Origin of the sequence: Kitasatospora sp. NA04385, from assembly GCF_013364235.1 — a bacterium.
Taxonomy (GTDB): domain Bacteria; phylum Actinomycetota; class Actinomycetes; order Streptomycetales; family Streptomycetaceae; genus Kitasatospora.
The window spans coordinates 8,197,403-8,221,695 of sequence record NZ_CP054919.1 but is presented as its reverse complement, the minus strand read 5'-3'; the positions used below and the strand labels follow the sequence as shown (position 1 = coordinate 8,221,695).

General features: G+C 74.8%; 26 protein-coding genes and 1 pseudogene. 14 read left to right on the top strand and 13 right to left on the bottom strand.

Annotated features, from left to right (window positions below):
• Nucleotides 1-67: 67 nt before the first annotated feature.
• Entirely contained in the window at nucleotides 68-1,327 is a 1,260-nt protein-coding gene (locus HUT16_RS36475; RefSeq protein ID WP_176192279.1) for an MFS transporter, read from the top strand.
• Here the strand turns inward: HUT16_RS36475 and HUT16_RS36470 are convergent.
• The 3 genes from HUT16_RS36470 to HUT16_RS36460 all read right to left on the bottom strand — a co-directional run bounded on the left by HUT16_RS36470 (nucleotide 1,317) and on the right by HUT16_RS36460 (nucleotide 4,043).
• A complete protein-coding gene (locus HUT16_RS36470) occupies nucleotides 1,317-1,937 on the bottom strand; it encodes an isochorismatase family protein (RefSeq protein WP_176192278.1) in 621 nt (206 codons plus the stop codon). The two genes, HUT16_RS36475 and HUT16_RS36470, sit on opposite strands and share 11 nt — an antisense overlap.
• Before the next feature lie 121 nt (nucleotides 1,938-2,058).
• On the bottom strand, nucleotides 2,059-3,054 hold the full coding sequence (locus HUT16_RS36465; protein WP_176192277.1) for a GlxA family transcriptional regulator: 996 nt from the start codon (nucleotides 3,052-3,054) through the stop codon (nucleotides 2,059-2,061).
• A gap of 137 nt (nucleotides 3,055-3,191) precedes the next feature.
• Entirely contained in the window at nucleotides 3,192-4,043 is an 852-nt protein-coding gene (locus HUT16_RS36460; protein ID WP_176192276.1) for an NAD(P)H-binding protein, read from the bottom strand.
• Nucleotides 4,044-4,232: 189 nt separating this feature from the next.
• On the opposite strand from HUT16_RS36460, the gene HUT16_RS36455 reads away from it, so the two are divergent.
• Nucleotides 4,233-5,180, top strand: a complete 948-nt coding sequence (locus HUT16_RS36455) for an AraC family transcriptional regulator (protein ID WP_176192275.1) — start codon at nucleotides 4,233-4,235, stop codon at nucleotides 5,178-5,180.
• A 111-nt stretch (nucleotides 5,181-5,291) separates the two neighbouring features.
• Here the strand turns inward: HUT16_RS36455 and HUT16_RS36450 are convergent, their stop codons facing one another.
• A complete protein-coding gene (locus HUT16_RS36450) occupies nucleotides 5,292-6,089 on the bottom strand; it encodes an MHYT domain-containing protein (protein WP_176192274.1) in 798 nt (265 codons plus the stop codon).
• Nucleotides 6,090-6,382: 293 nt separating this feature from the next.
• Here HUT16_RS36450 and HUT16_RS36445 point away from each other — a divergent pair, with 293 nt between their 5' ends.
• Complete coding sequence (locus HUT16_RS36445; RefSeq protein ID WP_176193057.1) at nucleotides 6,383-6,853, top strand: NTP pyrophosphohydrolase; 471 nt, start codon at nucleotides 6,383-6,385, stop codon at nucleotides 6,851-6,853.
• A gap of 180 nt (nucleotides 6,854-7,033) precedes the next feature.
• On the opposite strand, the gene HUT16_RS36440 is transcribed toward HUT16_RS36445, so the two are convergent.
• The gene (locus HUT16_RS36440) at nucleotides 7,034-7,357 is read right to left on the bottom strand and encodes a hypothetical protein (RefSeq protein WP_176192273.1); all 324 of its coding nucleotides are present in this window, start codon (nucleotides 7,355-7,357) and stop codon (nucleotides 7,034-7,036) included.
• 481 nt (nucleotides 7,358-7,838) lie between these two features.
• Here HUT16_RS36440 and HUT16_RS36435 point away from each other — a divergent pair, with 481 nt between their 5' ends.
• Nucleotides 7,839-8,477: a gamma carbonic anhydrase family protein gene (locus HUT16_RS36435; RefSeq protein ID WP_176192272.1), complete on the top strand. Its 639-nt coding sequence runs from the start codon at nucleotides 7,839-7,841 to the stop codon at nucleotides 8,475-8,477.
• Nucleotides 8,478-8,659: 182 nt separating this feature from the next.
• Here HUT16_RS36435 and HUT16_RS36430 read toward each other — a convergent pair whose 3' ends face one another.
• Nucleotides 8,660-8,998 (bottom strand): hypothetical protein, encoded by a 339-nt coding sequence (locus tag HUT16_RS36430; RefSeq protein WP_176192271.1) that lies wholly within the window; start codon nucleotides 8,996-8,998, stop codon nucleotides 8,660-8,662.
• Nucleotides 8,999-9,193: 195 nt separating this feature from the next.
• On the opposite strand from HUT16_RS36430, the gene HUT16_RS36425 reads away from it, so the two are divergent.
• Together HUT16_RS36425 and HUT16_RS36420 are read left to right on the top strand one after the other, a co-directional pair.
• Nucleotides 9,194-9,655 (top strand): hypothetical protein, encoded by a 462-nt coding sequence (locus HUT16_RS36425; protein WP_176192270.1) that lies wholly within the window; start codon nucleotides 9,194-9,196, stop codon nucleotides 9,653-9,655.
• A gap of 169 nt (nucleotides 9,656-9,824) precedes the next feature.
• Nucleotides 9,825-10,331: a macro domain-containing protein gene (locus tag HUT16_RS36420; protein ID WP_176192269.1), complete on the top strand. Its 507-nt coding sequence runs from the start codon at nucleotides 9,825-9,827 to the stop codon at nucleotides 10,329-10,331.
• Nucleotides 10,332-10,773: 442 nt separating this feature from the next.
• Here the strand turns inward: HUT16_RS36420 and HUT16_RS36415 are convergent, their stop codons facing one another.
• Nucleotides 10,774-11,520 (bottom strand): hypothetical protein, encoded by a 747-nt coding sequence (locus tag HUT16_RS36415; RefSeq protein ID WP_176192268.1) that lies wholly within the window; start codon nucleotides 11,518-11,520, stop codon nucleotides 10,774-10,776.
• Nucleotides 11,521-11,608: 88 nt separating this feature from the next.
• On the opposite strand from HUT16_RS36415, the gene HUT16_RS36410 reads away from it, so the two are divergent.
• The 4 genes and pseudogenes from HUT16_RS36410 to HUT16_RS36395 all read left to right on the top strand — a co-directional run.
• The gene (locus tag HUT16_RS36410; RefSeq protein WP_176192267.1) at nucleotides 11,609-12,472 is read left to right on the top strand and encodes a hypothetical protein; all 864 of its coding nucleotides are present in this window, start codon (nucleotides 11,609-11,611) and stop codon (nucleotides 12,470-12,472) included.
• Nucleotides 12,473-12,655: 183 nt separating this feature from the next.
• Nucleotides 12,656-13,363, top strand: a complete 708-nt coding sequence (locus HUT16_RS36405; RefSeq protein WP_176192266.1) for an SMI1/KNR4 family protein — start codon at nucleotides 12,656-12,658, stop codon at nucleotides 13,361-13,363.
• A 200-nt stretch (nucleotides 13,364-13,563) separates the two neighbouring features.
• Nucleotides 13,564-14,283, top strand: coding sequence for a hypothetical protein (locus HUT16_RS36400; protein ID WP_254898172.1), 720 nt, complete (start codon nucleotides 13,564-13,566; stop codon nucleotides 14,281-14,283).
• A 63-nt stretch (nucleotides 14,284-14,346) separates the two neighbouring features.
• Nucleotides 14,347-14,582, top strand: a pseudogene (locus HUT16_RS36395) (transposase family protein); the annotation flags it as partial.
• Here the strand turns inward: HUT16_RS36395 and HUT16_RS36390 are convergent.
• From HUT16_RS36390 to HUT16_RS36375, 4 genes are all read right to left on the bottom strand, one after another.
• Nucleotides 14,577-14,969: an SsgA family sporulation/cell division regulator gene (locus HUT16_RS36390; protein ID WP_254898429.1), complete on the bottom strand. Its 393-nt coding sequence runs from the start codon at nucleotides 14,967-14,969 to the stop codon at nucleotides 14,577-14,579. The pseudogene HUT16_RS36395 and the gene HUT16_RS36390 sit on opposite strands and share 6 nt — an antisense overlap.
• 289 nt (nucleotides 14,970-15,258) lie before the next feature.
• A complete protein-coding gene (locus HUT16_RS36385) occupies nucleotides 15,259-15,546 on the bottom strand; it encodes a hypothetical protein (protein ID WP_176192263.1) in 288 nt (95 codons plus the stop codon).
• A gap of 157 nt (nucleotides 15,547-15,703) precedes the next feature.
• Nucleotides 15,704-17,107 (bottom strand): histidine-type phosphatase, encoded by a 1,404-nt coding sequence (locus HUT16_RS36380; RefSeq protein WP_303392125.1) that lies wholly within the window; start codon nucleotides 17,105-17,107, stop codon nucleotides 15,704-15,706.
• A gap of 198 nt (nucleotides 17,108-17,305) precedes the next feature.
• Nucleotides 17,306-18,016, bottom strand: coding sequence for a glycoside hydrolase domain-containing protein (locus tag HUT16_RS36375; protein WP_254898427.1), 711 nt, complete (start codon nucleotides 18,014-18,016; stop codon nucleotides 17,306-17,308).
• Between the two features lie 1,088 nt (nucleotides 18,017-19,104).
• Here HUT16_RS36375 and HUT16_RS36370 point away from each other — a divergent pair.
• Both HUT16_RS36370 and HUT16_RS36365 read left to right on the top strand, forming a co-directional pair.
• Nucleotides 19,105-19,545: a BlaI/MecI/CopY family transcriptional regulator gene (locus HUT16_RS36370; RefSeq protein ID WP_176192261.1), complete on the top strand. Its 441-nt coding sequence runs from the start codon at nucleotides 19,105-19,107 to the stop codon at nucleotides 19,543-19,545.
• Nucleotides 19,546-19,548: 3 nt separating this feature from the next.
• A complete protein-coding gene (locus HUT16_RS36365; RefSeq protein WP_176192260.1) occupies nucleotides 19,549-20,478 on the top strand; it encodes a M56 family metallopeptidase in 930 nt (309 codons plus the stop codon).
• 67 nt (nucleotides 20,479-20,545) lie between these two features.
• On the opposite strand, the gene HUT16_RS36360 is transcribed toward HUT16_RS36365, so the two are convergent.
• Together HUT16_RS36360 and HUT16_RS36355 are read right to left on the bottom strand one after the other, a co-directional pair.
• Nucleotides 20,546-22,198: an LCP family protein gene (locus HUT16_RS36360; protein WP_176192259.1), complete on the bottom strand. Its 1,653-nt coding sequence runs from the start codon at nucleotides 22,196-22,198 to the stop codon at nucleotides 20,546-20,548.
• Nucleotides 22,191-22,838 (bottom strand): DUF6542 domain-containing protein, encoded by a 648-nt coding sequence (locus tag HUT16_RS36355; RefSeq protein ID WP_176192258.1) that lies wholly within the window; start codon nucleotides 22,836-22,838, stop codon nucleotides 22,191-22,193. Before HUT16_RS36355 ends, HUT16_RS36360 begins: the two co-directional genes overlap by 8 nt.
• 277 nt (nucleotides 22,839-23,115) lie before the next feature.
• Here HUT16_RS36355 and HUT16_RS36350 point away from each other — a divergent pair, with 277 nt between their 5' ends.
• The gene (locus HUT16_RS36350) at nucleotides 23,116-23,802 is read left to right on the top strand and encodes a transglycosylase SLT domain-containing protein (RefSeq protein WP_176192257.1); all 687 of its coding nucleotides are present in this window, start codon (nucleotides 23,116-23,118) and stop codon (nucleotides 23,800-23,802) included.
• A 130-nt stretch (nucleotides 23,803-23,932) separates the two neighbouring features.
• Nucleotides 23,933-24,262: a trypco2 family protein gene (locus tag HUT16_RS36345; RefSeq protein WP_176192256.1), complete on the top strand. Its 330-nt coding sequence runs from the start codon at nucleotides 23,933-23,935 to the stop codon at nucleotides 24,260-24,262.
• Nucleotides 24,263-24,293: the final 31 nt, after the last annotated feature.

Sequence of the window (24,293 nt, the reverse complement as noted above, 5' to 3'; positions counted from 1 at the left end):
CAAGAGACCTATCGGGCAGAGTTGCTCCTCGCACGGACGAACGGCCCTCTGCGGAGAACGGAGCACCATGGGCGAGCGAGCGCGGAGCGAAGGACTGGCGGCCCAGTTGCGCCGTCCGCCGGGTGGGCGGGACGGGCGGGCGATGCTGCTGACGCTGTTCGTCGACCGCACCGGGACCGGGGTCTGGTCGGCGGTCTGCGTGCTGTACTTCACCGAGCTGAGCCGGCTGACGGCTGCCCAGGTCGGGCTGCTGCTGGGCGCGGCCTCGGTGGCGGGGATCGCGGGCACCCCGCTGGCGGGGCGGCTGGCCGCCTCGCACGGGGTGCGCCGGGTGCTGATCGGGTGTCACCTGATGCGGGTGGCGGCGCTGACGGCGGTGCTGTTCTGCTCCTCGTTCGCGGCGCTGCTGCCGGTGGTGGCGCTGGCCACGCTCGGCGACCGGGCGGCCCGTTCGATGGAGATCCTGTACGCCACCGAGGTCGCGGGCGAGCAGCACTCGGCCTACCGGGCGCTGTCGCGCACCGTGATGAACGCCGGGTACGCGGCGGGCGCCGGCCTGGCCGCGCTCGGCCTGGCGGTGGGCACGGCGGCCGCGTACCGGACGCTGGTGGTCGTCGACGCGGCCTCCTTCCTGCTCTCGGCCGCCCTGGTCGCCTCGCTCCACGAGCCGCGCCGGGCCGGAGCCGGAGCCGGGGCCGCCGGGCAGTCGGCCGCCCCGGACCCCGGGCCCCGGCCCAACCCCTGGCGGGACGCCGGCTACCTGCGCTTCGTCGCCCTGGACGCGGTGCTCACCATCGACGACGCGATCCTCAACGTCGGCCTGCCACTCTGGCTGATCCACTCCACCGGCGCCCCGCACGCCCTGGTCCCGGCCTTCCTGGCGATCAACACCGTCGTCGTGGTCCTCGCCCAGCTGCGGGTCTCCGCCCTGGTGCGCAGCGCCCGCCAGGCGGTGCGGGTGGTGCCGCTGTACGGGTTCGCGGTGCTCGGCTGCTGCGCGGCGGCGGCCCTGGCCCACCGGACGGGGGCCCTGGCCGCCTCGGCGCTGCTGCTGCTCGCGGCGGTGCTGGTGACGCTGGCCGAGCTGGTCCGCTCGGTGGTCTCCTGGGAGCTGTCGGTGGCCCTCGCCCCGGAGCGGGCCCGGCCCGAGTACCTCGGGGTGGCGGGCATGGCCCACTCCACCGAGAAGGCCGCGGGCCCGCTCCTGCTCACCGGCGCCGTCCTGGCCACCGGCCCGCTCGGCTGGCTCGCCCTCGGCGCGGCCACCACCGCGGCCGCCTACGCCCAGCGCCACTACGGCGCCGGGCGGCTGGCCCTCACCCGGTGAGGTCGGCGACCTCGGCCACCACCGTCCCGTACAGGTCGCCGACGGTCGCCAGCGCCGCGGCGTGCAGCTGGGCGGCGGGCACGGCCCGGCCGTCCGGCCCCGGCAGCGTCCGGGTCGCGCACGCCTCGGCGACCACCGTCGGCCGCCACCCCTCGCGGAACGCCCCCTGCGCGGTGAACGCCACGCACATGTGCGTCATGAAGCCGGCCAGCACCAGGTCGCGCCGCGGTCCGTCCCCGTCCAACTCGCCTAGCACCTCGGCCAGTTCGGTCGCGTGGAAGGCGTCGGGGAAGGTCTTCACCACCACCCGCTCCCCGGCGGCCGGGGCGACCGGCGCGCTGATCGCCCCGATCTCGGCCCGGATGTCGTACGGCGTCCCCGGCCCGCCGTCGTTGACCACGTGCACCACCGGCGCGCCGGCCGCCCGGGCCGCCGCCAGCAGCCGCGCCCCGGCCGCGAGCGCCTCCTCGGCGCCCTCCAGCGCCATCACGCCCTCCCGGTAGGTGTTCTGGTAGTCGATCAGCACCAGCGTCGACTCCGCGAGCCGGGGCGGCGCACCGTCCAGGCCGATCACGGTGCGCAGCGTGGCGGACGTTTCTTTCATGCTCATGTCACTCATCTCTCTGTGGGTGGGCGATCGGAGTTGTGGGTGGTCGGAGTTGTGGGTGGTCGGAGTTGTGGGTGGTCGGGCTGTGGGCGGTCGGGAAGAACGGCGGGGCCCGGGTGTCCGCCTACGGGCCGCTCGTCACGCGGAAGCGCTTGCGGTACGCGGCCGGTGTCGTGCCCAGGCGGCGGCGCAGCGTGCGGTGGAGGGTCTCGACGGAGCCGAGGCCGCTGGCGGTGGCGACCTGTTCGAGCGGCTGGTCGGTGCCCTCCAGCAGCCGCCGGGCCGCCTCCAGCCGCACCGCTTCGACGTACGCCGCCGGGGTGGTGCCGGTCTCCTGCCGGAACACCCGGGCGAAGTGGCGTTCGCTCAGGCACATCCGGGCGGCCAGCGCGCCCGCGGAGAGGTCGGCGTCCGGGTGTTCGGCGATGTGCAGGCGCAGGTCGTCGATGTCCCGGCGGGAGGCGGGCGGGGTGCTGAGCGGGACGGAGAACTGGCTCTGGCCGCCCTGCCGCTTGAGGTACATGACCAGTTGCCGGGCGACGGCCATCGCCAGTTCCTCGCCGTGGTCCTCGGCGACCAGGGCCAGGGCGAGGTCCATGCAGGCGCTGATCCCGGCGCCGGTCCAGATCCTCCCGGACCGGACGAAGATCGGGTCGGGGTCGACCGTGACCTCCGGGTGGTCGGCGGCGAGCCGGGCCGCCGTCGACCAGTGGGTGGTGGCGCGTCGACCGTCGAGCAGCCCGGCGGCGGCCAGCAGGTGGGCGCCTACGCAGACCGAGGCGACCCGCCGGGCCGTGGGGGCGGTCCGTTCCACCCAGGCCACCACCTCGCGGTCGATCCGCGGTTGGGGCCCCTCCCCGTCCGGTCCCGGTTCGACCGCGCCCGGCACCAGCAGGGTGTCGACGGGGCCGGTGACCTGGTCGAACGTCAGGTCGACCGCGAGCCGGACGCCGGCGGAGGTGCGGACCAGTCCTTCCGCCGGTCCGGCGAGTTCCACCCGGTAGCCCGCCCGGCCGCCGCTCTCCCGCCCGGCCAGGGCGAACACCTCGGCGGGGCCGGTGACGTCGAGCAGGTCGACGTCCGGGAAGACCGCGATCACCACGCGGCGGTTGGAGGACATGCCCCCATCCTCGGCGTCCCCGCCGGGTGTCCGCAATGACACCGTTCTGGCAGATCCGGCCATCGCCCCGTCCGGCCCGCTCCCCGGCCCGCCTTCCGGCGGATCCAGCCTCGCCCGCTGGTCGGCCGGAGCTTCGTTCAGACCGCGGGTGTCCAGCACCCGGCCGCGGCGGCCCGGGTGACGTGCTCCTCGAAGGAGCGGGCCGGCCGGCCGAGTGCCCGTTCGACGCCGTCGGAGACCTCCGCCCCGCGGCCCTCGCGGATGTCGGTCAGCAGGCCGGCCAGCCGCCGGGCGGCCTCGGCGGGGGTGCCGTGGGCGGTGGCGGCGGCCACGAACTCCTCGGCGGTGACGTCCTGGTGGCGCAGCGCCCGGCCGGTGGCGGCGGCGATCAGGGCGGCCGCCTCGTCGAAGCCGATCGCCCGCGGGCCGGTCAGCTGGTAGGCCTGCCCGGCGTGCCGGTCGCCGTCCTCGGTGAGGGCCGTGGCGGCCACCTCGGCGATGTCCTCGGCGTCGACGAACGCGGTGCGCCCGTCCCCGGCGGGAAAGGCCAGGACACCGGCCAGGACGGCCGGGCGCCAGAAGGTCTCGCTGAAGTTCTGGGCGAACCAGCCCGGCCGCAGGATCGTCCAGTCGACACCGCTGTCCCGCACCGCCCGTTCGGCGGCCTTGAGCGGGTGGCTGTCGTCGGCCTCGCCGACGCCGTGCGCGGAGAGCAGCACCAGCCGCCGGACGCCTGCGGCGACGGCGTGGTCCACCAGCAGCGGGAGGCGCTCGCGCCGGTCGGTGCGGGGGCGCAGTTCGGGTTCGACCAGGTAGAGCGCCGTCACCCGGTCGAGCGCGGGGGCCCAGCCCGCGGGGTCGTCCAGGTCGAGGCGGTGGTCGCCGCCGGTGCGGGCGGCGGTGCGGACGCGGTGGCCCCGGGCGGTGAGGCGGCGGGCGACGCGGCGTCCGGTGGTGCCGGTGCCGCCGAGTACGAGGATGTCGTTCATGCCTCCAGCCAACCCCGCCGGGCCGGGACGTCCCATGGGTTCGCGTCCCGGATTCCTTCGTGAACGTCCCGACGGCCGGATCTGCCGCCGGATCTGCCGCTAGACCGGCCGCCGGACCGTCCACCGGCCGGCGTCCGCGCGCCCCCGCCCGGTGACGCGCCGTCACCGGGGCGGCTAGCCTGGCCGGTCATGGACGTCCTGAGCGATCTGCTGCACCGGGCCCGCGCCCAGCACGCCCGGGTGCACCAGCTCGTCCAGCGGCCGCCGTGGTCGGTGGCCTTCGCGGACCCGCCCGCGCTGACCGTGGTCGCCGCGCTGGACGGCCCCGCCTCCGTCCGCTTCGCGGAGCGCCCGTCCGACCCGCCCGCGCTGCTCGCCCCCGGGGACCTCGCCCTGGTCCGCGGCGCCGCCGGGCGGTACGTCCTGGCGGACCGGCCCGACACGGCGCCGCAGGTGCTGATCCGCGCCGGGGCCAAGCAGGTCGTCGACCCCGCCGCGGCCGCCGACCGCAGCCTCGGGCCGCGCACGTACGGCGACGGCCTGCCCGGTGCGACGACGCTGCTGCACGGCGCCTACGAGTTCCGGGGCGCGGCGGGCGCGCACCTGCTGGGGCTGCTCCCGCCGCTGGCCGTGGTGCCCGCCGGGGAGGGGACGGGAACGGCCCTGCGGCTGCTCGCCGCCGAGACGGCCCGGCAGGACCCTGGGCAGGAGGCCGTCCTGGACCGGCTGCTCGACCTGGCCCTGGTGCTCGCCCTGCGCGCCTGGTGCACCCGCCCGGACGCCGGACTCCCTTCCTGGCCCGCCGCGTTGGGCGTCCCGGCGGTGGGCGAGGCGATCCGGCTGCTGCACGCCGAGCCGGACCGCCGCTGGACGGTCGCCGAACTCGCCGCCCGGGTGGGCCGCTCCCGCACGGCCTTCGCCGCCCAGTTCACCCGCGCGGTCGGCGAGCCCCCGCTCGCCCACCTGACCGCCTGGCGGATGGTCCTGGCGGCGGACCTGCTCCGGGACACCGACGCGACCGTCGCCGCCGTCGCCCGCCGGGTCGGCTACCGGGACGCGTTCGCCTTCAGCACCGCCTTCAAGCGCACCCGCGGCCTCACCCCGTCCGCCTGGCGCGGGCTGCACGCCGGGGGCTGACCTTCGCTCATCCGAGACGGCGGCAGGGCCCCGGGACGGACGAGTCGTCCGTCCCGGGGCCCTGCCGCTGGTGCGAGATGCGGAGCGCGCGGGACGCCAGGCGCGCGGGGGTCAGTAGCGCTCCTGGCCGAACAGGTCGACCCGGATCGGCTCCACCGCGGGGCCTTCGCCGTGCTCCGGGTCCTGCGGGGAGAGGGCGATGGCGATGCCCGCGACGGCCAGGACGACCATGATGCCGACGGCCAGCGGCAGGATGAACTGCGAGGCGGGCGTGCCGCCGCCGAGGGGGCGGCCGTCGAGCGTGACGGTGACGGCGGCCATCGCGGTGTAGTGCATGGCGACCACCGCGACGCCGGCGACCGCCGCGGAACCGAGCGCGGAGGGCAGGCCCTTGACGTTGAGCGTCATCCACAGCGCGGTGGTGGCGGCGGCGATGGCGATCGCGACGGAGGCGACGACCAGCAGGACGTCGTACGAGACCCGGCCCTCGACCTGCATCGCGGCCATGCCGAGGTAGTGCATGACGGCGACGCCGCAGCCGGTGAGGACGCCGCTGACCAGCAGGGTGCCGGTGCTCTTGCCCCGGTAGCCGACGATGCCGATGCCGAGGCCGACCACGACGACGGCCACCAGCAGGCTCAGCAGGGTGAGCGGGATGTCGTAGACCAGGCTGGAGGAGCCGACCATGAAGCCGAGCATCGCGATGAAGTGCATGGACCAGATGCCGCACCCGAACGCACCGGCGGCCAGCGCCAGCCAGCCGAAACGCTTCTGCGGCCGCAGGGTCATGGCCCGCGCGGTGCAGCGCAGCCCGATCGCGGCTCCCACGCAGGCGATGAGGTACGCCACCACGGGGTTCACCCACCCGTACTGAAAACCGTCGAGGTGGGCTGTGGTGCCGTGGTTCATGGAGGGTCCGATCGGGAACGAATGCACGTGCGAGTTTGCCGCAGAGACAATACCGCCCAGTAGCGGGTTGGTACGAACCAAGGTGCCGATTGCTTTTTACCCGGACTTTTCCCTTCCGCCGCGATATCCGACGCTTCCGCCCGGCCGGCGGCCCGCCGACCCGCTCCCCCGCCCTGCACCCGGCCTGTGGTCGCCCCGCGCTCCGGCCTCCCGTGGCAGGCTTGGCGACTGTGGAACGACCCGCCGACACCCCTTCCGGTTCCCCCTCCCCGCTCCCCGCCGCACCGCCCCCGCTGCTGGTGGTGGACGGCGCCAACGTCGTCGGCTCCGTCCCGGACGGGTGGTGGCGGGACCGCCGGGGCGCGGCCGAGCGGCTGCGCGACGCGCTGGTGGACGTCGCCGCGGACGGACTGCCCGGGCTGCCGGGGCCGTTGACGGTGGTGCTGGTGGTGGAGGGTGCGGCGCGCGGCGTCGAGCCGGTCCCGGGGGTGCGGGTGGTGTCGGCACCCGGCAGCGGCGACGACCGGATCGTGGAACTGGTCGCCGAGGAGTCGGCATCCGGGGCCGGGGCCTCGTCCGACGCCTCGCCCGGGCCCGGGCTCGGCTCCGAGACCGGGCCCGGGTCTGGATCGGCTCCGGGACGTCGACTGCTGGTGGTGACGGCCGACCGGGAACTGCGCGAACGGGTCGCCGCCCTGGGCGCGGAGCTGCTCGGCCCGCGCACGGTGCGCCACGCCCCCGGGCGCACCGAGCGGCCGCGCTGACCTGCCACGCTCGCCCGCGTGCCCGCCACACCGTTCTGTCACACAAAGCACACGGACCGGCCATGCCGATCAGTCGCCCGGACCGGCCGAATTGACCACCCGTCCGGCTGACGGCATGCCAGCCGGTTTGCCTCTGGGGCAAACTGACGGGCCGGTGCTCCGCCCCGGCGCCGACCGGGCTCAGGCCAGCCTGGTCCGGGTGGCCGCCGGGTGGGTGCGGCCCCGGGAGCTGATCGCGGGACGGCTGGGGCGCCGGTCCGGCCGGGCCGACTGCCCGGCGGCGGCCGGGGAGGGGCGGGCGGCGAGGTCCGCCTTGAGCGCACGGACGGCCAACAGGACGGCGACGGCGGCGAGTTCGACGGGTTCGGTGGCACCGCGTTCGGCAGCGGCACGCTGGCAGGAGGAGCACCAGACCGCGCTGGCCCGACCGCCGTCGGGGTAGTCCAGGCCCACCGGCACCAGGTAGTGACAGCCACAGGCCTGGCAGACGAAGAGCAGCCTCATCGCTGCACCACCCCCGCGCCGCCGCACACCGAGCACGGTGACCAGTAGCTGCGCTGCACCGGCTGCTGCCTCCCCTGCTGGTCGGTCTCCACGGAGTGCTCCGTCTTCTCCGTCCCGCGCGCCCCACCGCATCCCGGGCAGGTCTGCTGCTCGACCATCGGCCCACCTCCAGACCACAGACCGTAGCGCGCCGACCCCCCTCCGCGACAGCGGTTCGCCCTCGGACCACACCGGAGCTTTACCCGCCCGCCCCACCGTTCGATCCGCCGTTCGATCCGCCGTCCGACCCGTCGCCCGGCTTCCCGCCCCACCTGCCGCCCGCCGCCCACCCGCCCGGACGGTGCGTCAGCAGGTGCCGCGCCGGGGGGCTCGGACGGCGTGCGGTGCGCCGGTGGTGTGCGGTGCGCGCCGGTCCGGAGCCTTGTGTGCCATGTCCGATTCCCGCCAGCCGGCCGGTCGGTGGTGCGCGATGATCGCGGGCATGTCCACACATGCGCAGGGCCTCCGGCTCGAACACCGGGGCGCCGTCCCCCAGGTCCACCCCACCGCGTACGTCGCACCGACGGCCACCCTGGTCGGTGACGTCCGGATCGGCCCGCGCGCCCGGGTGATGTACGGCGCGGTGCTGGACGCGGAGGGTTCGCGAATCGAGATCGGCGAGGCGACGGTGGTGTGCGAGAACGCCGTCCTGCGCGCCTCGGCCGTCGCCGCCGACCAGCCGGTGCTGGTCGGCGACCACGTGTTCGTCGGCCCGCACGCCACCCTGCTGGGCTGCACCGTGGAACGCGCCTGCTACCTGGCCACCTCGATCAGCGTGCTGCAGGAGGCCGTGGTGGGCACCGGCTCGGTGGTCGCCGTCGCCGCCCTGGTGCACACCCGCACGGTGCTTCCCCCCGAGTACTTCGTCCCGCCCTACACCACGGCCCTCGGCGAGCCGGTGCGGCTGCTGGCCCCGGGCGACCCCGAGGTGCCGCAGGCGATCGGACGGCTGGGCTTCGCGGGCACGGCCTTCGGCGTCGACGCCGCCTGGACCGACCGGGTGGCCCGGCACGAGCGGATCGCCGAGGTCCGCTCGGCGGAGTTCGGCGCGCACCTGGACGACCGGGCGGTGACCGACTGATCGGTGTCGCAAATGTGACGTCCATCAATGGGTTGATGTTCGTCAGCTGATGGACGCCCCACAGTGGACGAACGTCCGCACCTGAACCGACATCCGCCCCCGGACGCCCGACCCCACCCACCCCGCCCGCCCGCTCGCGCCAGCTCCGCCCTCTCCCCGCCTCCACCCCACCCCCACTGGGCTCAGCCGGTCGCCGGGCGCTTCCGCCCCGCGTCCGGCGGGGCCGGGGTAGTGCGCGGCCAGTCGGCGGGCGACACCTCGACGTCGTTGCCGCGCACCCAGACGGTGGAGACGCCGAGCAGTCGGCGCATCACCGCGAAGCCGCCCTCCCAGCCGTCGGGCAGCCGCAGTCGGCCGAACCGGACGGTGCCGGCGCTGAACCGGGTGTCGTCGCTCTCCAGCATGCCGGTCCAGCCCGGCAGGCCCACCTCCGGGACGTTGCCGGTCAGTTCGGCCTGGACCGGGATCTCCAGTCCATCGGCCAGCAGCAGGGCGGGGCCCCGGTACACGGGTGAGGTCATGCCTAGAGGGTGCGGGAGGGCCCCGGATGCGCGCAAATCACACCATCCGTCCCGATCCAGGCGGGCCGAGACCCTTTCGTTGGATGGAGTACTCCATTCCGTAGCCGTCCGGACACCTTCCGCCACCCCCGGTGATGCAATATGACATTGCACAGCCGGGAAGGACCCGGCTGGAGTAGCAACGGGAGAACCCTCATGATCAAGCCCCTGGCCGTCCTGTCCGGTGCGGCAGCCCTGTCCGCGACCCCCACGGTCCCGGCGGTGGCAACGACCTCCGACAGCACGCAGACCACCATCACCGCCGCCACCGCCACCAGCACCGCCTGTGGCTCGTACGCCCTCCAGGGCGGCCTGGCCACCCAGGTCTGCGCGGAGCGGACCGGCGACCAGGTCCGGCTGTACGGCACCCTCGGCCTGGCCGGCCCGCCCTCCCCCGGCACCCCGATGCCGTACCGGAAAGACGTCGTCATCAGCCTGACCGGCACCACCCCGGCCGGCACGGTCAACCAGTACGTCCTGTTCACCGGCTCCAACCAGCAGGTCGGCGACATCACCGGCACGGTCCCCTGCGACACCCCGGTCCGGGGCAGCTTCTCGGTGTCCTCCTACCCCCTGGGCCCCGCCCCGGTCCGGATCGACACCGTCATCCCCTGCTGACCCCCGCCGCCCGGCCCGCCCCTTCCCGGAGGCGGGCCGGTCCCGGCACGCACCCCCGTCCACGCCCACGCCCCGTCCACGCCCGCACACACACCCGCCGTCCTCCGTCCTCCGTCCGCCCACAGCGATCACCGGTCCGCGGTGGGCCCCGGTGCGGGAGGGTGCGGGGATGGGAGCACGCATCGAGGTCGTCCTGGGCGACATCACCGAGCAGGACACCGAGGCGGTCGTCACCGCGGCGAACGAGTCGCTGTTGGGCGGGGGCGGGGTGGACGGGGCGATCCACCGGGCGGCCGGGCCGCGGTTGGCCGAGGCGGGCGGGGCGTTGGCCCCGTGCGCGCCGGGTGACGCGGTGGCGACACCGGCGTTCGACCTGTTCCCGCCCGTCCGGTACGTGATCCACACCGTCGGACCGGTCTGGGACGGGGGCGGGTACGGCGAGGCGGAGGTCCTGGCGTCCTGTTACCGGCGCTGCCTGGCCGTCGCCGACCGGCTCGGCGTCTCCGCGCTGGCCTTCCCCGCCATCGCCACCGGCGTGTACGGCTTCCCGCCGGACCTCGCCGCCCGGATCGCCGTCGACACGCTCACCACCACCCCGACCGGCCTCGCCCTGATCCGCCTGGTCGCCTTCGACGCCCCGTCCCGCGACCTGCTCCGCGCCGCCCTCCCGGTCTGAGACCACGACGGGCCGCGGCCTCGGTCCCCGATGAACCACAGCCGGCTGCCGGGCGTGGCGACGCACGCGCCCGGCAGCCGTTCGAGGTCGACCACGGCGTCCCACTGCTCCTCGTCGGTGCAGCGCCCCAGCAGTGCGTCGATCTCGCGGAGCGCGGCGGCCGCGTCCCGTCCGTCGAACAGCGCGTTGCCGTACGGGCCGATCCGCCGGAGCCGACCCGAGCGTTCGACCGGCAGGCAGTTCGACCGGCGGTTCGTCCAGCACCCGCGCCAGCCCGGCGCCGTGCCGACCTGAGCCGCGCAGCAGCGAGGCCCTGGTGGGCCCGTGGTCCGGGGGCTTCAGCCGGGCGCTTCGGCCGGGCGGAGTGCAACTCGATCTCGATGCCCCCTGCGCTCGTCCCCCTCCTTCTCGCCGGAGGCCCGAAGCCTCGGGTGCGGTGCGTTCAGTACGTGGAATTCGCCGCGACCCGGTCGGCGGTCCGGAAGGCGGTGCCGCAGTCCGGGCAGGCGGCCGGGCCGAACAGGTGGCGCAGGCCGTGGGCGACGGAGGGCTGGGCGTCGGCGAGGGCCCTGCGGTGCAGGCGGTCGGCGAGACCGTCCAGTTCGTTGGAAGCGGCCGGGCGCAGCGGGATCTTCCCAGCCTCGCCCAGGGCGTGGTCGTCGGTGGTGGCGAAGCAGTCGGCACAGTCGTCGCCGTCGCCGGTCACCAGGAACACCGGAACGCCGCAGTGCGGGCACTCGACCTCGTACTCGCCGGTGCCGACCCCGTCGAGGCAGCGGTCCCAGGTCTCGACGCCCTCGAAGGAGAGCAGGAACTGGAGCAGGTCGACGTACTCCCCCGCGTCCTCGGTGGTGCGCAGGCGCCGGTCGGTGAGCCGGTGCAGGTCGGCGATCGGGGCGGCGAAGACCTCGAACACCTCGCTGCCGGTGGCCGCGCAGGAGACGATGGATCCGGCGACCACCAGGACGTCGAAGAGGCCGTGGTCGGCGCGGATCTCGGCGAGGGCGGCCAGTCGGGGCAGGGCCGCGAAGCTCGCGGTGAAGGCGGTGTCCAGGAGCGGGCAGAGGTGGTCGATCAGCTCGGAGGCGGTGCCGGACGGATCGGCCTCGAACCGGTCCAGCAGGGCCGGCACGTGCTCGGCGGTGCCGCACGCGTCCTCGAGCGCCGACCAGTTCGTCCACTCCGTCATGGGGCGCATTCAAGCAGACCGCGGACGGACGGTCCGGGCGGGGGATATCGCGTTGCCGGGCCGGGTGGGGCGGTGCTTGGGTGGGCGGGTGCTGTTCCAGGAGGAGTTGATCGGGCGGGTCCGCGAAGTGTGCGAGGCGGAGCCGGAGTTGGACGCCGCGCTGATGTACGGCTCGTTCGCGGCCGGGGAGGCGGACGAGCACAGCGACATCGAGTTCTGGCTGTTCTTCACCGGGGCCGGGCGGGCCGCGGTCGATCCGCACGCGTGGTGTTCGGCGATCGCGCCGCTGAGTTACGGCCTGCTGAACGAGTTCGGCGCGTACGTGGCGTTCTTCCCGGGCCTGGTGCGCGGGGAGTTCCACTTCGCGACGGTGGACGAGATCGCGGGGGTGGCGCGGTGGCCGGCCCGTGGTGCCGAGGTCGAGCGGATGCTGCTGGTGGACCGCAGCGGGGCACTGCGCCCGGTGCTGGAGGGGCTTCCGGCGCGGTACGTCCCGCCGGCCGAGCGGCCCGGGATCGTCGCGGAGTACTGCGACCCGTTCGTGAACTGGCTGGTGCTGGCGTTCCACCTGGCGGCCCGGGGCGAGGAGTTGCGGGCGTGGGACGCGTTGGGGCACGCCCAGCGGCACCTGCTGTGGATGGCGCGGCTGGCCGAGGGGTCGACGGCGCACTGGCTGACCCCGTCACGGGGCGCCGAACGCGAACTGTCGGCCCGGACGGTGGCGCAGCTGCGGGCGGCGACCTCGGAGGCGTCGGCACCGGGCCTGCTGGGCGCGCTGCGGGGCGCACTGGAACTGGGCCGCCGGTTGTGGCCGACGATCGCGGACCGGCACGGACGGGCCGCACCGACCGCACTGTTCGACGAGCTGGACACCGCACTGGGGCTCCGAGAGCAGGGCCCAGAGCAGCGGTTCCGGGAACAGGAGCCCGGGCCCGGGCCCGGGCGGGGCTGACGGCGGGTCACCCGGGCCGCTCCCGGCCGCCTTCGTTCTGGGGCCTGCCCGACAAATGATCACCTGACTGGTTCGCGGAGCCGGAGAAACGGACCAGCCCGACGCTCTCCGACCGCGTGTCAGTGGCCACGTCTACTGTCCTCCCGGACCCGGTGGACAGCCGTCACGCACGAAGGGGGCCTGATGAACAAGGCAAGCGACGTGCGGAAGGCGTGGGCCCGGGTGACCACGTGGCTTGAGCTGAACGACCCCGCGGTCTTCGCCGGTCTCGGCGGTCCGGGCAGTCAGGAGGCCCTCGACCGGGCCGAGCTGCGCATGGGCTTGGAACTTCCGTTGCAGGTACGCCAGTGGCTCCTGGCGAACGACGTGGACGCCACCGAACGCGCCGAACGCCAGGAGTGTCGGGTGCGGCGGGGGTGCCAGGTGCCCGTTCTCGGTGGGCACCTCCTGCTCGGCCTGGAAGACATCCAGCGCGTCTACCTCAGCAAGATGGACATGGAGCGGAGGATGCCCTCCCAAGACCCCGACCACCCGATCTGGCGCCGGGAGTGGCTGCCCGTCGTCGCCGAGTGCGACGCCCTGTACGGGACGTTCCTGAACACGGCCGACGGGACGATCGGGACGTGGGGCGAGGCGGACATGCCGCAGGAGGGGGTGTACGCCTCACTGGCCGCTTTCTTCCACCGGACGGCGGACCTGCTGGAAGGAGTCAGCACCGGAGACTGGAGCGGCCCCGCGGAGCGTGCCCGGCGCGCTCCGCGCGAGGCACTCCGCCCGGACGCCGAGGCAGTACGCCGGTGGGCCCAGGGCCAGCCGCAGACGGAGCAATCGCCGGAACCTGCGGGCAGGCGGAGTTACAACGAGGGGTTTCCGTCCTGGGAAAGCTTCTAGCCGTCAACGCCGTTCCCTCCGACAAGGAACTGAACAGTCCGTTGACCGTCGAGTATTTATTGCCTGTCCAGCAAATGATCGTCTAAGGCTTGTCCCGCAAAGATCAGCTTCAGTCGCAGCGGCACTCTGACAGCCACGAGGGCCGCTGCCGCCTGGGCCCCCTCACGGCGGTGACAGGGGGCAGCGGCATGATGAACCACGTGACGAACAGCGTGGACATGCACCCGGGCCGGATCCCGGGCTACGACAGCGGCCCCCTCGCCCACCTGCCCGAGCTCCTCGACGAGCCACGGTTCTGGCTGGGACACCTCTACTCCTGTGTACAGAGCGAGGAAGCCGAGGAGCTCCTGTTCGGTGCGGATTACGACGCCGCAGAGGACTTCCACCGTCGACTGTCCGGCCGCGCGGACTGGCCCGTCTTCACCGTCCCGGTCACCGCCGGCCGACTGCACGTCGTCTACCGCAACCTCGAGGAAGACACCGGCACCGACTACCTCCTGCACCACCCCGGCTGGGACCGCGCCGAACTGCTCGCCCAGGACGACGGCCACTTCATGGGCCCCGGCCTGTCCTGGCCCGAGCTGACAGCAGCTGCGGACAACGGCCTGGCCGGCGGCTCCACCACGGACCCGGACGCTCGCCTGCTACTCCTGCTGCCCGCGTTCGGAGACACAGCTCTACCCGCTGCGGCCGCCGAACGCCTGGCAGAAGCTCTGCGCAACCGAACCGCCGTCGAGGATCCCGAACAGCTCGCGGCCGCTCTGCTGGAAGGCCAGGGCCCCTGCGGCCCCACGCGCTGGACTGCAACCGGGGATGGTCACCGGACCAACGACGGCCGCTACTCCTTCCGCAACCCGACCAACCGTTTCGCGCTACCGGCGGACCGCCTCGCCCGGGTGACAGCCGCACTTGCTCCCTGATCCAGGCCCTCCTGGGACGATCCTGCGGGGAGCTCCGTTTTCACCGCATCCCAGCCGTCCTGGATAGCCCCGTTCACCGGGCTGGGCCCCCGCGACGTCCGGAGGCCGGTCACGATGCTCCGCCGCGAGGGCGCCGACGTGCCGCGCCGAGGCCGACCGTGGGGCCTGACACTGGAGGATCGGGTTCCGCTGGTCATTGTCTACTGGCGAACGAATCTGACGCTGCGGCAGCTCGCTTCGCTGTTCGGGGTATCCAGTCGGCGGTCGGCCGGGTCATCGACCGCATCGGGCCCTTACTCGTCTCCGTCCGGGTCGTCGTCGAGGAGGCGTCGGACCACCGCGTCGAGGTCGACGTGGTCGCGTTCGAGGCCGACCGGGACGACGCACTCGGTGCGGCGCAGGAAGTCGCGCAGGGCCCGGGCGGGGATGCGCAGCAGGGCGCTGGCCTCCTCGCCGTGCAGGGAGAGCAGGACGTGTCCGTGGTCGGGGCCGTCGCCGGGGGTGACGGACATGTCACCGAGGCCGGCGGGGCGGGTGAGTCCGGCGAGCAGGACGTCGCGGGAGAGCGCCCAGGTGACGGGGTCGGGCAGGTCGACGTGGTTGTCGAGGTGGACGGTGTAGGGCTCGTCGGCGCGGTAGCGCAGGCGGGCGGCGACGGGGACGTGCAGTTCGGGGGTGACGACCACGTCGACGACCAGGTGCACGGTGGGCCGGGTGGTGGCGCAGCGTTGCGGGGGGACGGCGGGCGGGGTGGGTTCCTCGTCCGGGTTCACCTGGCCCCACCGCCGTTCGTCTCCCGCCCCGCACAGCGGAGAAACGATTCTTCACTTGCCACGCGGCAACCCGCTGCGCGCCGCAGCGCCTCTCGAACCTGCACGCCAGGACAACGACGCCGGGCCCGATCGGTGACACCCCGTTCGTTCCGCCGACGAACGGCCCGGGCGCACCAGGTGCCGCGCCCGGGCGTTTCGGCGGCTACGCCCGCGCGACCCGGCGGGCCAGCTCCTCCAGGTAGGCGTCGCCGTACGCGTCGGCCAGGTCGTCCAGGTCGATCATCGGCGGGATGTCGATGACGGGCTGGCGCTCGGTCAGGAAGGCCACCGTCTCGTGCACGATCCGCTCCTCTTCGCTGCCGGACAGGCCGGGCCGGTCCAGCACCCCGTCGGTGACCCGGACCCGGGTCTCGGCGCCGACCGGGCCGTCCTCGATCCGGACCAGGTACTCGCGGTCGCCCAGGGGCTCCACCCGGATGTCAACTGCCATGGCGCGGGCCGTCCTTCCGTCAGTGCTCAGCCGTGCGGCAGGTGCCGACGCCCCGTCACCTGCCGGTTCTGCCGACGGGCACCAGCCGCTCCCACCCTACGCGCACCGGGCTCCCGGCTCCGCGACCCGGCCCGGACGCCACTCCGTCCGCCGGGCCTCAGCGGCGGCCGAAGCAGCGCTCCAGTTCGTCCAGGTCGTAGAAGGAGGAGCCCTTGGCGATCGGGTGGCAGGCGCCCTTGAACGCGGTCTCCCGCTCGTTGTAGAGCATCCGCACCAGGTAGGCCGGCTTGCCCTTGCTGCCGGGGGCGGCCCGGTACAGGTCCCACTGGAGGTTGGCGGCCATCGGCGAGACGTCGGCGCCGCGCCACGGGTTGTTCGCGTAGCTGTAGGGGTGCGCCGGGTCGGCCTGCCGGGTGCTGCCGGGGAGGCCGAGCAGGGCGGCCAGCGGTTCGATCTCCTCGGCGTGGGTGAAGCGCAGCACGGCTCCGGCGCCGCTGGTGCCGTCGGCCTTGTGCTCGGCCTGGGCGAACAGGTCGTCGAGCAGGACGCCCGCCATCTTGTAGGTGATGGTGCGTCCGGCGAAGCCGGGGCCCTTCTGGTAGAACTCCTCGGCGTCGTCGAGGTAGCCGAACCACCGGGCGTCGGAGGGCGTCAGGAACCGGTCCAGGTCGGTGCCGCGGGCCTCGACGGACAGGTCGGGCGCGGCGCTGTAGAGCGCGTACAGCGAGCGGGCGAAGGCGGTCTGCCGCTCGGCGTTGAGGGTGTCGGCGAAGGCGGCGGTGAACAGGCGGCGGACGGTGTGCCGGGCGGCCTCGGCGGTGCGCGGGTCGGCGTCGACCGCGGCGAGGGCGGCGGCGAGCTGCGGGTCGGCGGCGAGGTACGCCTGGTAGTCGGCGTTCTGCGGCTGCTTGTGGAAGTAGAGCAGGTTCTTGTCGGTGACCGGGGCCTCGACCCTGCCGGCCAGGGCGGGTTCGCCCGCGACCAGTCCGGCGGTGAAGGCGTCGGCGCTGGCGGTGGCCCGGGCCACGCCGGAGGTCTCGACCACGATCGGCGCGCCCTGGGCGGCGATGGCGTCGAACAGGCCGGGCAGCCGCCGCTCCATCCGCAGCGCGGTCTGCCGCTGCTCGTCGGCGCCCCGGGCGGACAGGTTGCCGTAGCCGATCGAGGCACCGGCGTCGAGCAGCGTCCGGACCTTCGGGGCGAGTTGGGCGCCGAGGCCGGTCAGCCCGCCGGCCTGCTCGGCCTCGGCGAGCAGCGCGAGGACGGCGTCGCCGTCCTCGCGGTCGCTCATCGCGCGCGAGCCGTGCCGGGCGACGTTCTCGGTGAACACCGGCGTGTAGCCGGCGGGGGCCTGCTGGTAGCGCCGGAGGTCCTGCTGCGGGGCGTACGGGGTCTTGGTGCCGTAGGAGTCGCTGCGGGCGACGCCCTGGGCAGCGTGCTGAGCGGTGCTCCGGGCGGTGCTCTGGGCGGCGGCGGTTCCGGCGGTCGCGAAGGTGGCCGCCAGGGCCGTGGCCAGGGCGGTGGCGGTGGCGGTGGCGGCGAGTGCGGCGGTGCGCTTCACGGTGGGGAGCCTCTCGGAGGGAAGGCCGACCGGTCCGTCCCGGTCGACCGCCGCACCCTGCCAGCCGCGTTCGAACCCCCGTCCACGCCCGTCCGTTCGCCCGGTGTCCCGGGAGTGAACGGACGGTCCCGGGCGCGTCGGAGGCCCTGGTCGGGACGTCGGAACCCGGCCACCGCCCGGCCGCCGTCCGGCCACTGCTCAGCCGACGACCGCGACCGGGGCGTCCCAGGCGTTGCGGTCGACGGTGACGGTGGCGCCGCCGTAGGTCTCCTTCTGATTGACCTGGTACTGGTGGGCGCGGCGGTGCCCGCTCCACAGGCCCGCGGCGAACGGGAAGCTGCCGGTGGTGTCGGCGGCGCCGTCGTACTTGGCGTACCAGACGGCGTCGGGCAGGTCGGGGGCGTTCTCCCCGGCGGCCTTGGCGATGCCCGCGGCGCTGGAGGAGGCGAAGCCGTAGAACCCGGCCCAGTAGCCGGAGCCGTGCACGGCGCGGTTCCAGGACTGGACGTAGGCGAGGACGGCGGCGGCGCAGGAGGTGTCGGCGGTGTCGTACGCCTCGACGTCGAGGTAGAGGGTGCTGCCGGGGCGCATGCCGAGGGCGGCGGCCTTGGCGACGGCGTCCCGGCCGTCGGTGGTGCCGAGCGGGACGGCGGTGTCGGCGGTGAGCTTCTCGGGGCTATTGCCGGTCTGGCAGGGCGGCTGGGCGCCGACGTACAGCGGGACGAGCTTCCAGCCGCTGCCGCTGACGGACTTGACCCAGTCGGCGGTGAGCTGGGGTTGGGCGCAGCCGCGGTTCTTACCGCCGATGTAGACGGCGGCGGCGCCGTAGGGGCTGGTGCCGTGCCAGGCGTTCATGGTGGCGAGGCCGGGCGCGGTGCAGGTGTCGAAGGCCAGGCCGGTGAAGGTCACGGGTGCGCCGCCGGGCTTGGCGACGGGCGCGGCGGGCGCGACGGACGCAGCGGGCGGCGTGGTGGCGTCCTTGCCCGCCGGGCCGGTCCCGGTGGCGGACGCCGAGGCCGTGGCGGACCCGGAGGGGCTCGCGGAGGTGGACGCGGACGCGGAGACGGAGGCGGTGGCCGAAGCGGAGGCGTCGGTGCTCTCCGTGGGCGCGGGCCCGGGTGTCGGCGCACCGGCATCGGCGCTGGTGGCGGCGGGTGCGGCAGGTGCGGCGGCGGGGTGCTCGTCCCCGCCCCCGGCGGCGGCGAGGGCGGCGGCGCCGGAGCCGATCACCAGGACGGCGGCGGCGGAGAGCAGGACGGCACGGCGGCCTCGGGGACGGCGTCCGGACGATTCGCGGGCGCGGCGGTGCGACACGTGCTCTCCACTGGGTGGTCGGGCGAACGGGTGGTCAGGCGGATGGTGCGCACACCATAACGGGTGCTCGACGCGGCCCCACCGGCGGTTCGGCGCTCCGGGCAGGCACCGGCGCGACGGCGGACGGCACCCGCGCCGCGGTGCTCGGCAGCGCGCCGACCACGGTCCCGCTGTCGCGCGGTGCCCGGCCTCGTTCCCGGGAGGACAGGCGCTCGGCGGGACGCCGGAGGTGGCCGGACCGCCCGCGCCGCCGCCACCGCAGCCGCAGCCGCAGCCGCAGCCGCAGCCGTGATCCTGCCGGGCCACCCCGGAAGGCCACCGGAACCGCCGCCGATCCGACCGGGCGGTCCCACCCCACCGCGCACACCCCGGCGCAGGCCCCACCAGCGCCCCGCCACCACCTCGCCACCACCCGGGGCACGACGCCGCCGCTCCTCCGCCCGCCCTCCCGAGCCGGTCGCCACCACTGTCGCCGCCGCTGTCGTCACCGCTGTCGTCACCGCTGTCGCCGCCCCAGTCGCTGTCGCCACCGCTGTCACCACCCCGATGGTCGGCCCCGGTGCCGCCCGAGGCCGTGGCGGGGAGCGGTCGCGGGCCGCCGGAGGGGTGTCGGGGCAGGCTCTAGGATGGGGGTCGAACTGTCCGAGTCGGGCGCGGGGCGGCCGTGCCGGAGGGAGTCTCCCATGGAGTTGGCGGGTGTCGACCCGGGGCACGGCGAGGGCGACGAGGGCGGTCGGCGGCGGCGCGGGCAGGGCGAGTTGGCCACCGAGGTGCTGTCGGTGCTGCACCGGGCGCCGGGGCCGGTGACGGCGTCCTGGGTGCAGGAGCAGTTGGGCGGCGAGCTGGCGTACACCACGGTGATGACGATCCTGTCGCGGCTGCTGGCGAAGCAGGCGGTGGTGCGCAGCCGGGCGGGCCGGGCGTACGTGTGGTCGGCGGCGGCGGACGCGGCGGGGCTGACGGCCCGCCGGATGCGTCGGCTGCTGGACACCGAGCCGGACCGGGACGCGGTGCTGGCCTCGTTCGTGACGGCGCTGACGCCGGAGGACGAGCAGGTGCTGCGTTCGCTGCTGAACGCGGCGGAGGCCGAACCCGGCGCCGGGGGCCGGGACGACGGGCGCTGAGCGATGGGCTCCTTCGTCTTCCTCCCGCTGGTGCTGCCGTTGACCTCGCTGCCGATCGCGCGGCTGGCCGAGCACCACCTGCACCCGCGCAACGCGGTGCGGCTGCTGTCCTGGATCGGCGTGACGATGGCGGTGTGCAGCACGCTGGCGCTGGGCCTGCTGTTCGTGGTGGGCACCGCGCAGATCCCGGGCAATCCGCTGCCGGACAGCTGGTCCGATCCGGAGATCCGGACGGCGGTGCCGTTCCACGAGGAGGTGGGCACGGCGGCGGTGGTGGGCCTGGTGACGGTGCTGACGGCGTGTTCGCGTTCGCTCCGCCGCCACCTGCGGATCCGGGCCCGGGCGCAGCGGGTGCTGGCGCCGATGCCGCTGGATTCGGACCTGGTGGTGCTGCCGGACCCCGAGCCGTACGCGTACGCGGTGCCGGGCGTGCCGGGCCGGGTGGTGGTGTCGGCGGCGATGATGGACAGCCTGGACGCGGACGAGCAGCGGGCGCTGTTGGCGCACGAGCGCTCGCACCTGGCGAACCGGCACCACCGCTACCTGTTGGCGGCGCAGTTGGCGAGCTGCGTGAACCCGTTCCTGCGGCCGTTGCAGAAGGCGGTGGGGTACGCGACGGAGCGCTGGGCGGACGAGGAGGCGGCGGGTTCGGTGGGCGACCGGCGGCTGACGGCGCGGGCGGTGGCCCGGGCGGCCCTGGTCACCCGGGGTGGTCCGGCGCCGTCGTTCGCGGCTTTCGCCGCGCCGGGCCCGGTGCCGCGCCGGGTGACGGCGCTGCTGAGTCCGGCGCTGGGCGAGGCGTGGCCGCCACCGGCCTCCCCGGCGGGGCTGGCCGCGATGGTGGCGGCGGCGGGCACGGCGGTGTCGGCGGTGTCGGCCCTGAACGCGGCGGTCGCGCTGGTGCTGCTGGTGAAGGCCGCCACGCCCTGGTGAGGAACGCCGCCCCCTGGTGCGGGCCGCCACGCCCTGGTGCGGGCGGCCCCTCTGCCCGGCCAGGTGGTCAGTCGACGCAGGGGACGCCGCCGGCCTTCACCGGCGGGCCCTGCATCTGCAGGGTGGCGGTGGGGGCGGGCTGGCCGGGGGTGCTGTCGGCGGTGCCGGGGGTGGCGGCGGGCGCGGTGTGGTCGGTGCCGAGGACGACTTGGACGTGGCCGGGGGCGATCGTGCCGGAGGCGGTGGCGGTGGCCCCGTAGCGGGCGGCGATCTGCCGGGCGGCGTCCTGCGCGCCGGTGCCGTACCGGACGGTGGTGGCCCTGGGGTGGGTGTCGGCGTTGCCGGTCCTCCCGGCCCGGTAGCCGAGTGCCGTCAGGGCCTTGGACTCGTCGCCGGCGGCGCCGGTCACCGGTGAGCCGTTGAGCACGTCGACGGTGGCGTCGGCGGCGGGCGCCTCACCGGGGCTGGTGCCGGGGCCGGTGCTGGGGCCGACGCCGGACGGGGTGGCGCCGGCGGTGCCGGGTGCCGGGTCCGCGTCGACGGGCTGGCCGAACAGCTGCTTGACGATCCGCCGGAGCTTGGCCGGGTCGACCTGGTTGACCTCCTGGCCGCCGACGGTGGCGAACTTGTCGATCGGCAGGGTGTTGAACTCGACGTTCCCGCCGGTCAGGTTGGGTGCCTGCTGGGCGAAGTCGAGGATCTGCCACTGGTCGTCTATCACCACGTCCTTCTTGACCACGTTCAGCAGGTCCTGCATCTTGCCGAGGTCGCCGATCACGCCCTGCTGCTTGAGCTTGTACTCGACGGAGGCGATGAACGCCTGCTGCCGGTGGGTGCGGTCGAGGTCGCCGTTGGTGAGGTTGTGCCGCTGCCGGACGAAGGACAGCGCGTCGGCGGCGTTCAACTGGCTGACGCCGGCGGGCAGTTTCAGACCGGTGCCGCCGCCGGGCTTGACCACGTTGCCCTTGCTGTCGGTGACCCGGGAGACGATCGGGTCGTCGACGGCGTTGTTGAGGCAGACCGGGATCGGTTCGAGTGCCTTGGCGATGTCGTAGAAGCCGATCAGGTTGACCTCGGCGAAGTGGTCGATCGGGACGTCGAGGAGCTTCTGCACGGTCTGGATGGTGGCGGAGCGCCCGGCCTCGCGGCTCTGCTGCTCCAGTTCGGCGCCCTTGAGCCCCTTGGCGCGCAGTTTCTCCTCGGCGGCGTCCTTGGCGTAGCCGTAGGCCTCCTTGATCTTGTGCATCTTGCCCTGGGTGCCGTCCGCGTTGTACGTCTGCACCCAGTCGTCGCGCGGGACGGACACCGCCTGGGCCTTCCCGCTGGGCGGGATGTGCAGCAGGATCAGCGAGTTGGTGTTGTAGCCGCCGATCTCGCTGGAGCCCGCGTGCAGTTCGTCCTGGACGAACTCCTTGGGGAGGTCGTTGCCGTCCATGTCCTTGCGGCTGTCCAGGCCGATCAGCAGGATGTTGACGGAGGAGTCGAGGTGCGGGGGCGCGTTCTTCTTGGCCTGGTCGAGGGCGTGCGAGCGGTTGACGCCGTTGAGCTGCTGGGTGGTGTACCAGGCGAAGCCGCTGACGCCCAGGACGGTCAGCGACAGGCCGCAGGCGAGGGCCCGACCGGCGATCACGCCCGGCGCGGGGCGGCGGCGCACGACCCGGCGGGGGCCGCGGCGTTCGGCCGACGGGTGGCCCTGGGCCGGGGTGCGGCGGTCAGCCACGGTGGGACCTCCGGGCACGGAGCCTGCGCACGCCGACGGCCAGCAGGGCGGCGGCGAGGGCGGCGAGCATCCACGGGAACTGGCCGCTGACGAGTTCGAGGCCCCGGGTGCCCAGTCCGGCGCCCCGGTACTCGTCGCCGCGGGCCAGGTAGTCGGCGCAGCCGGCCGCGGCCAGGGTCACCACGGGCGCGCCGCTGACCACCCACCACCAGCCGGCCGGGCTGCTGACCAGGGCGGCCAGGACGGCGCCGAGGACGGCGCACCCGGCGTACACCGGGCCGAGGCCCGGGCTGATCAGTTCGTCGGCGAGCGCGCCGAGCACGGGCAGGCCGAGCGAGGGCAGGACGGCGGGCATCCGGTTCGGCCCGGCGGTGTCGGCGCGCGCGGCCGTGCGCCCGCTCCCGGGTGCTGCCGCGCGCGGCCTCGCGGCGGGCGGCCCGCCGGGGCGCCGTCCGGTCGGGGCGCGCCGCTCGTCCCGGTGCGGGCCGCGCTGGGCGGGGACGGGGTGGGCGGGGAGGGCTCCCCCCGGGCCGCCGCGCCCCTCCGGACCGCCCTGGCCGCCCTGCTCGTCCCGCTCGTCCCGCTCGTCCCGCCACAGCGGCGCGTCGCCGCGTGCGCCTGTCGGCCCTCGCCCCGTCATCGACACCTCTCGTCCACTGCCGCGCCGCGCCTGCGGCGTCCGACCGTTCCGGACTGACAGACGCGGGCGGGCACCACCCGGTTCCTCTACAGAGCTGTAGAGGTTCGAGCGAAGCATACAAATTCGCTCCGGGTACGTAAGCTCGCCACAGGCCGTCACCCGGCATCGGGCGACATCTGGCAGAACGCGACAGCCCGGTGCCAGGACACGGCCGGCGGGCACCCGAAGCGCGGGAGCCCCGACGGCACCCGGATCCGACGGACGGAAGGAGCCACCGGTGGCGGAACGCGGCGCGAAGTGGCCGTGGGCGGTACTGGCACTGGCCGTGCTGGGCATCTGGGCCTACGAGCGCGGCGGCGACCAGGCCGCCCCGCCCGCCGCCGCCCCGGCCGCCAGTGCTTCCGCCGCCGCGACCGCCTCCGCTTCGGCCCCGCCCTCGTCCGGCGCCCCGGCCGCCGCCTCCCGGCCCCCGGGCGACTACGCGCCGCGGTACTTCGCGGCCGAGGTGAAGCAGTACGCGGCCGAGGCCGGGGTGAACCCGCAGCTGGTGATGGCGGTCCTGTTCAACGAGGCGTACAAGCCGCACGGCCCGGACGTCGAGCGCGCCTGGCAGAAGATGAAGCCGGACGCCTCGTTCGGCATCGCCAACATGCACCGCGCCGCCTACGACGAGACCCGCCAGGGCCGCCCCTTCGCCGACCGCCCCTGGGAGGACCTCCCCGACGACCCGGCGCTCGCCGTCCGGGCCGCCGCCTGGTACCTGCACGACCTGGGCGCCCAGCTGCCCGCGCACCCCGCCGCGTCGCTGTCCCGCGACGAGCTGATGGCGCTGGGCTACAACACCGGCGCGGGCAACATGCTGCTCTTCGCCCGCGGCACCAAGCCCGGCCCCGAGGCCCGCTCCTACCTCGACAAGCTGCACGACAACTGGTCGAAGTCCGCCGACGCCCTGGCCGCCCGCTGAGCCCCGGGCGTTCGCTGGGCCCCGGGCGTTCCGCGACCGGGACAACCTACTGACGAGTCCGCCCTCCCCGGTCGGCACGCTCCCCCTATGGTGACCATCGAGTCGTCAACTCAACCAGGGGAGAATGAAGTTGGACATCGAACTGGCGGAGGCCGTGGCCGCCGTGCGGAACGAACTGCTGAAGGCCCAGCGGCTCGGGACCGGGCAGGAGCTCCTGTTCGAGGTCGGTCCGATCGAGATGGCGTTCGAGGTCGAGCTCCGGGCGGACGCGAAGGCCGGCGGGAAGTTCAAGGTCTGGGCGCTGTCCGCGGAGGCCGCCGGGAGCGTTTCGCGCGGCAGGACCCACCGGATCTCCTTCACCCTGACGCCCCGGCAGGCCGACCGGACGGACCTCCTGATCTCCGGTGCGGGCGACGGCGCGGACGAGCCGGAGGACCTCACCGGCCACTACGAGAACTGAGCCGCGGCCGAACCGGGGGGGCACCGGAACG

Coding starts and splice junctions, on each gene's coding strand:
- HUT16_RS36475 (WP_176192279.1), top strand. CDS start 68: ATGGGCGAGCGAGCGCGGAGCGAAGGACTGGCGGCCCAGTTGCGCCGT.
- HUT16_RS36470 (WP_176192278.1), bottom strand. CDS start 1,937: ATGAGCATGAAAGAAACGTCCGCCACGCTGCGCACCGTGATCGGCCTG.
- HUT16_RS36465 (WP_176192277.1), bottom strand. CDS start 3,054: ATGTCCTCCAACCGCCGCGTGGTGATCGCGGTCTTCCCGGACGTCGAC.
- HUT16_RS36460 (WP_176192276.1), bottom strand. CDS start 4,043: ATGAACGACATCCTCGTACTCGGCGGCACCGGCACCACCGGACGCCGC.
- HUT16_RS36455 (WP_176192275.1), top strand. CDS start 4,233: ATGGACGTCCTGAGCGATCTGCTGCACCGGGCCCGCGCCCAGCACGCC.
- HUT16_RS36450 (WP_176192274.1), bottom strand. CDS start 6,089: ATGAACCACGGCACCACAGCCCACCTCGACGGTTTTCAGTACGGGTGG.
- HUT16_RS36440 (WP_176192273.1), bottom strand. CDS start 7,357: ATGAGGCTGCTCTTCGTCTGCCAGGCCTGTGGCTGTCACTACCTGGTG.
- HUT16_RS36435 (WP_176192272.1), top strand. CDS start 7,839: ATGTCCACACATGCGCAGGGCCTCCGGCTCGAACACCGGGGCGCCGTC.
- HUT16_RS36430 (WP_176192271.1), bottom strand. CDS start 8,998: ATGACCTCACCCGTGTACCGGGGCCCCGCCCTGCTGCTGGCCGATGGA.
- HUT16_RS36425 (WP_176192270.1), top strand. CDS start 9,194: ATGATCAAGCCCCTGGCCGTCCTGTCCGGTGCGGCAGCCCTGTCCGCG.
- HUT16_RS36420 (WP_176192269.1), top strand. CDS start 9,825: ATGGGAGCACGCATCGAGGTCGTCCTGGGCGACATCACCGAGCAGGAC.
- HUT16_RS36415 (WP_176192268.1), bottom strand. CDS start 11,520: ATGACGGAGTGGACGAACTGGTCGGCGCTCGAGGACGCGTGCGGCACC.
- HUT16_RS36405 (WP_176192266.1), top strand. CDS start 12,656: ATGAACAAGGCAAGCGACGTGCGGAAGGCGTGGGCCCGGGTGACCACG.
- HUT16_RS36385 (WP_176192263.1), bottom strand. CDS start 15,546: ATGGCAGTTGACATCCGGGTGGAGCCCCTGGGCGACCGCGAGTACCTG.
- HUT16_RS36370 (WP_176192261.1), top strand. CDS start 19,105: ATGGAGTTGGCGGGTGTCGACCCGGGGCACGGCGAGGGCGACGAGGGC.
- HUT16_RS36365 (WP_176192260.1), top strand. CDS start 19,549: ATGGGCTCCTTCGTCTTCCTCCCGCTGGTGCTGCCGTTGACCTCGCTG.
- HUT16_RS36355 (WP_176192258.1), bottom strand. CDS start 22,838: ATGACGGGGCGAGGGCCGACAGGCGCACGCGGCGACGCGCCGCTGTGG.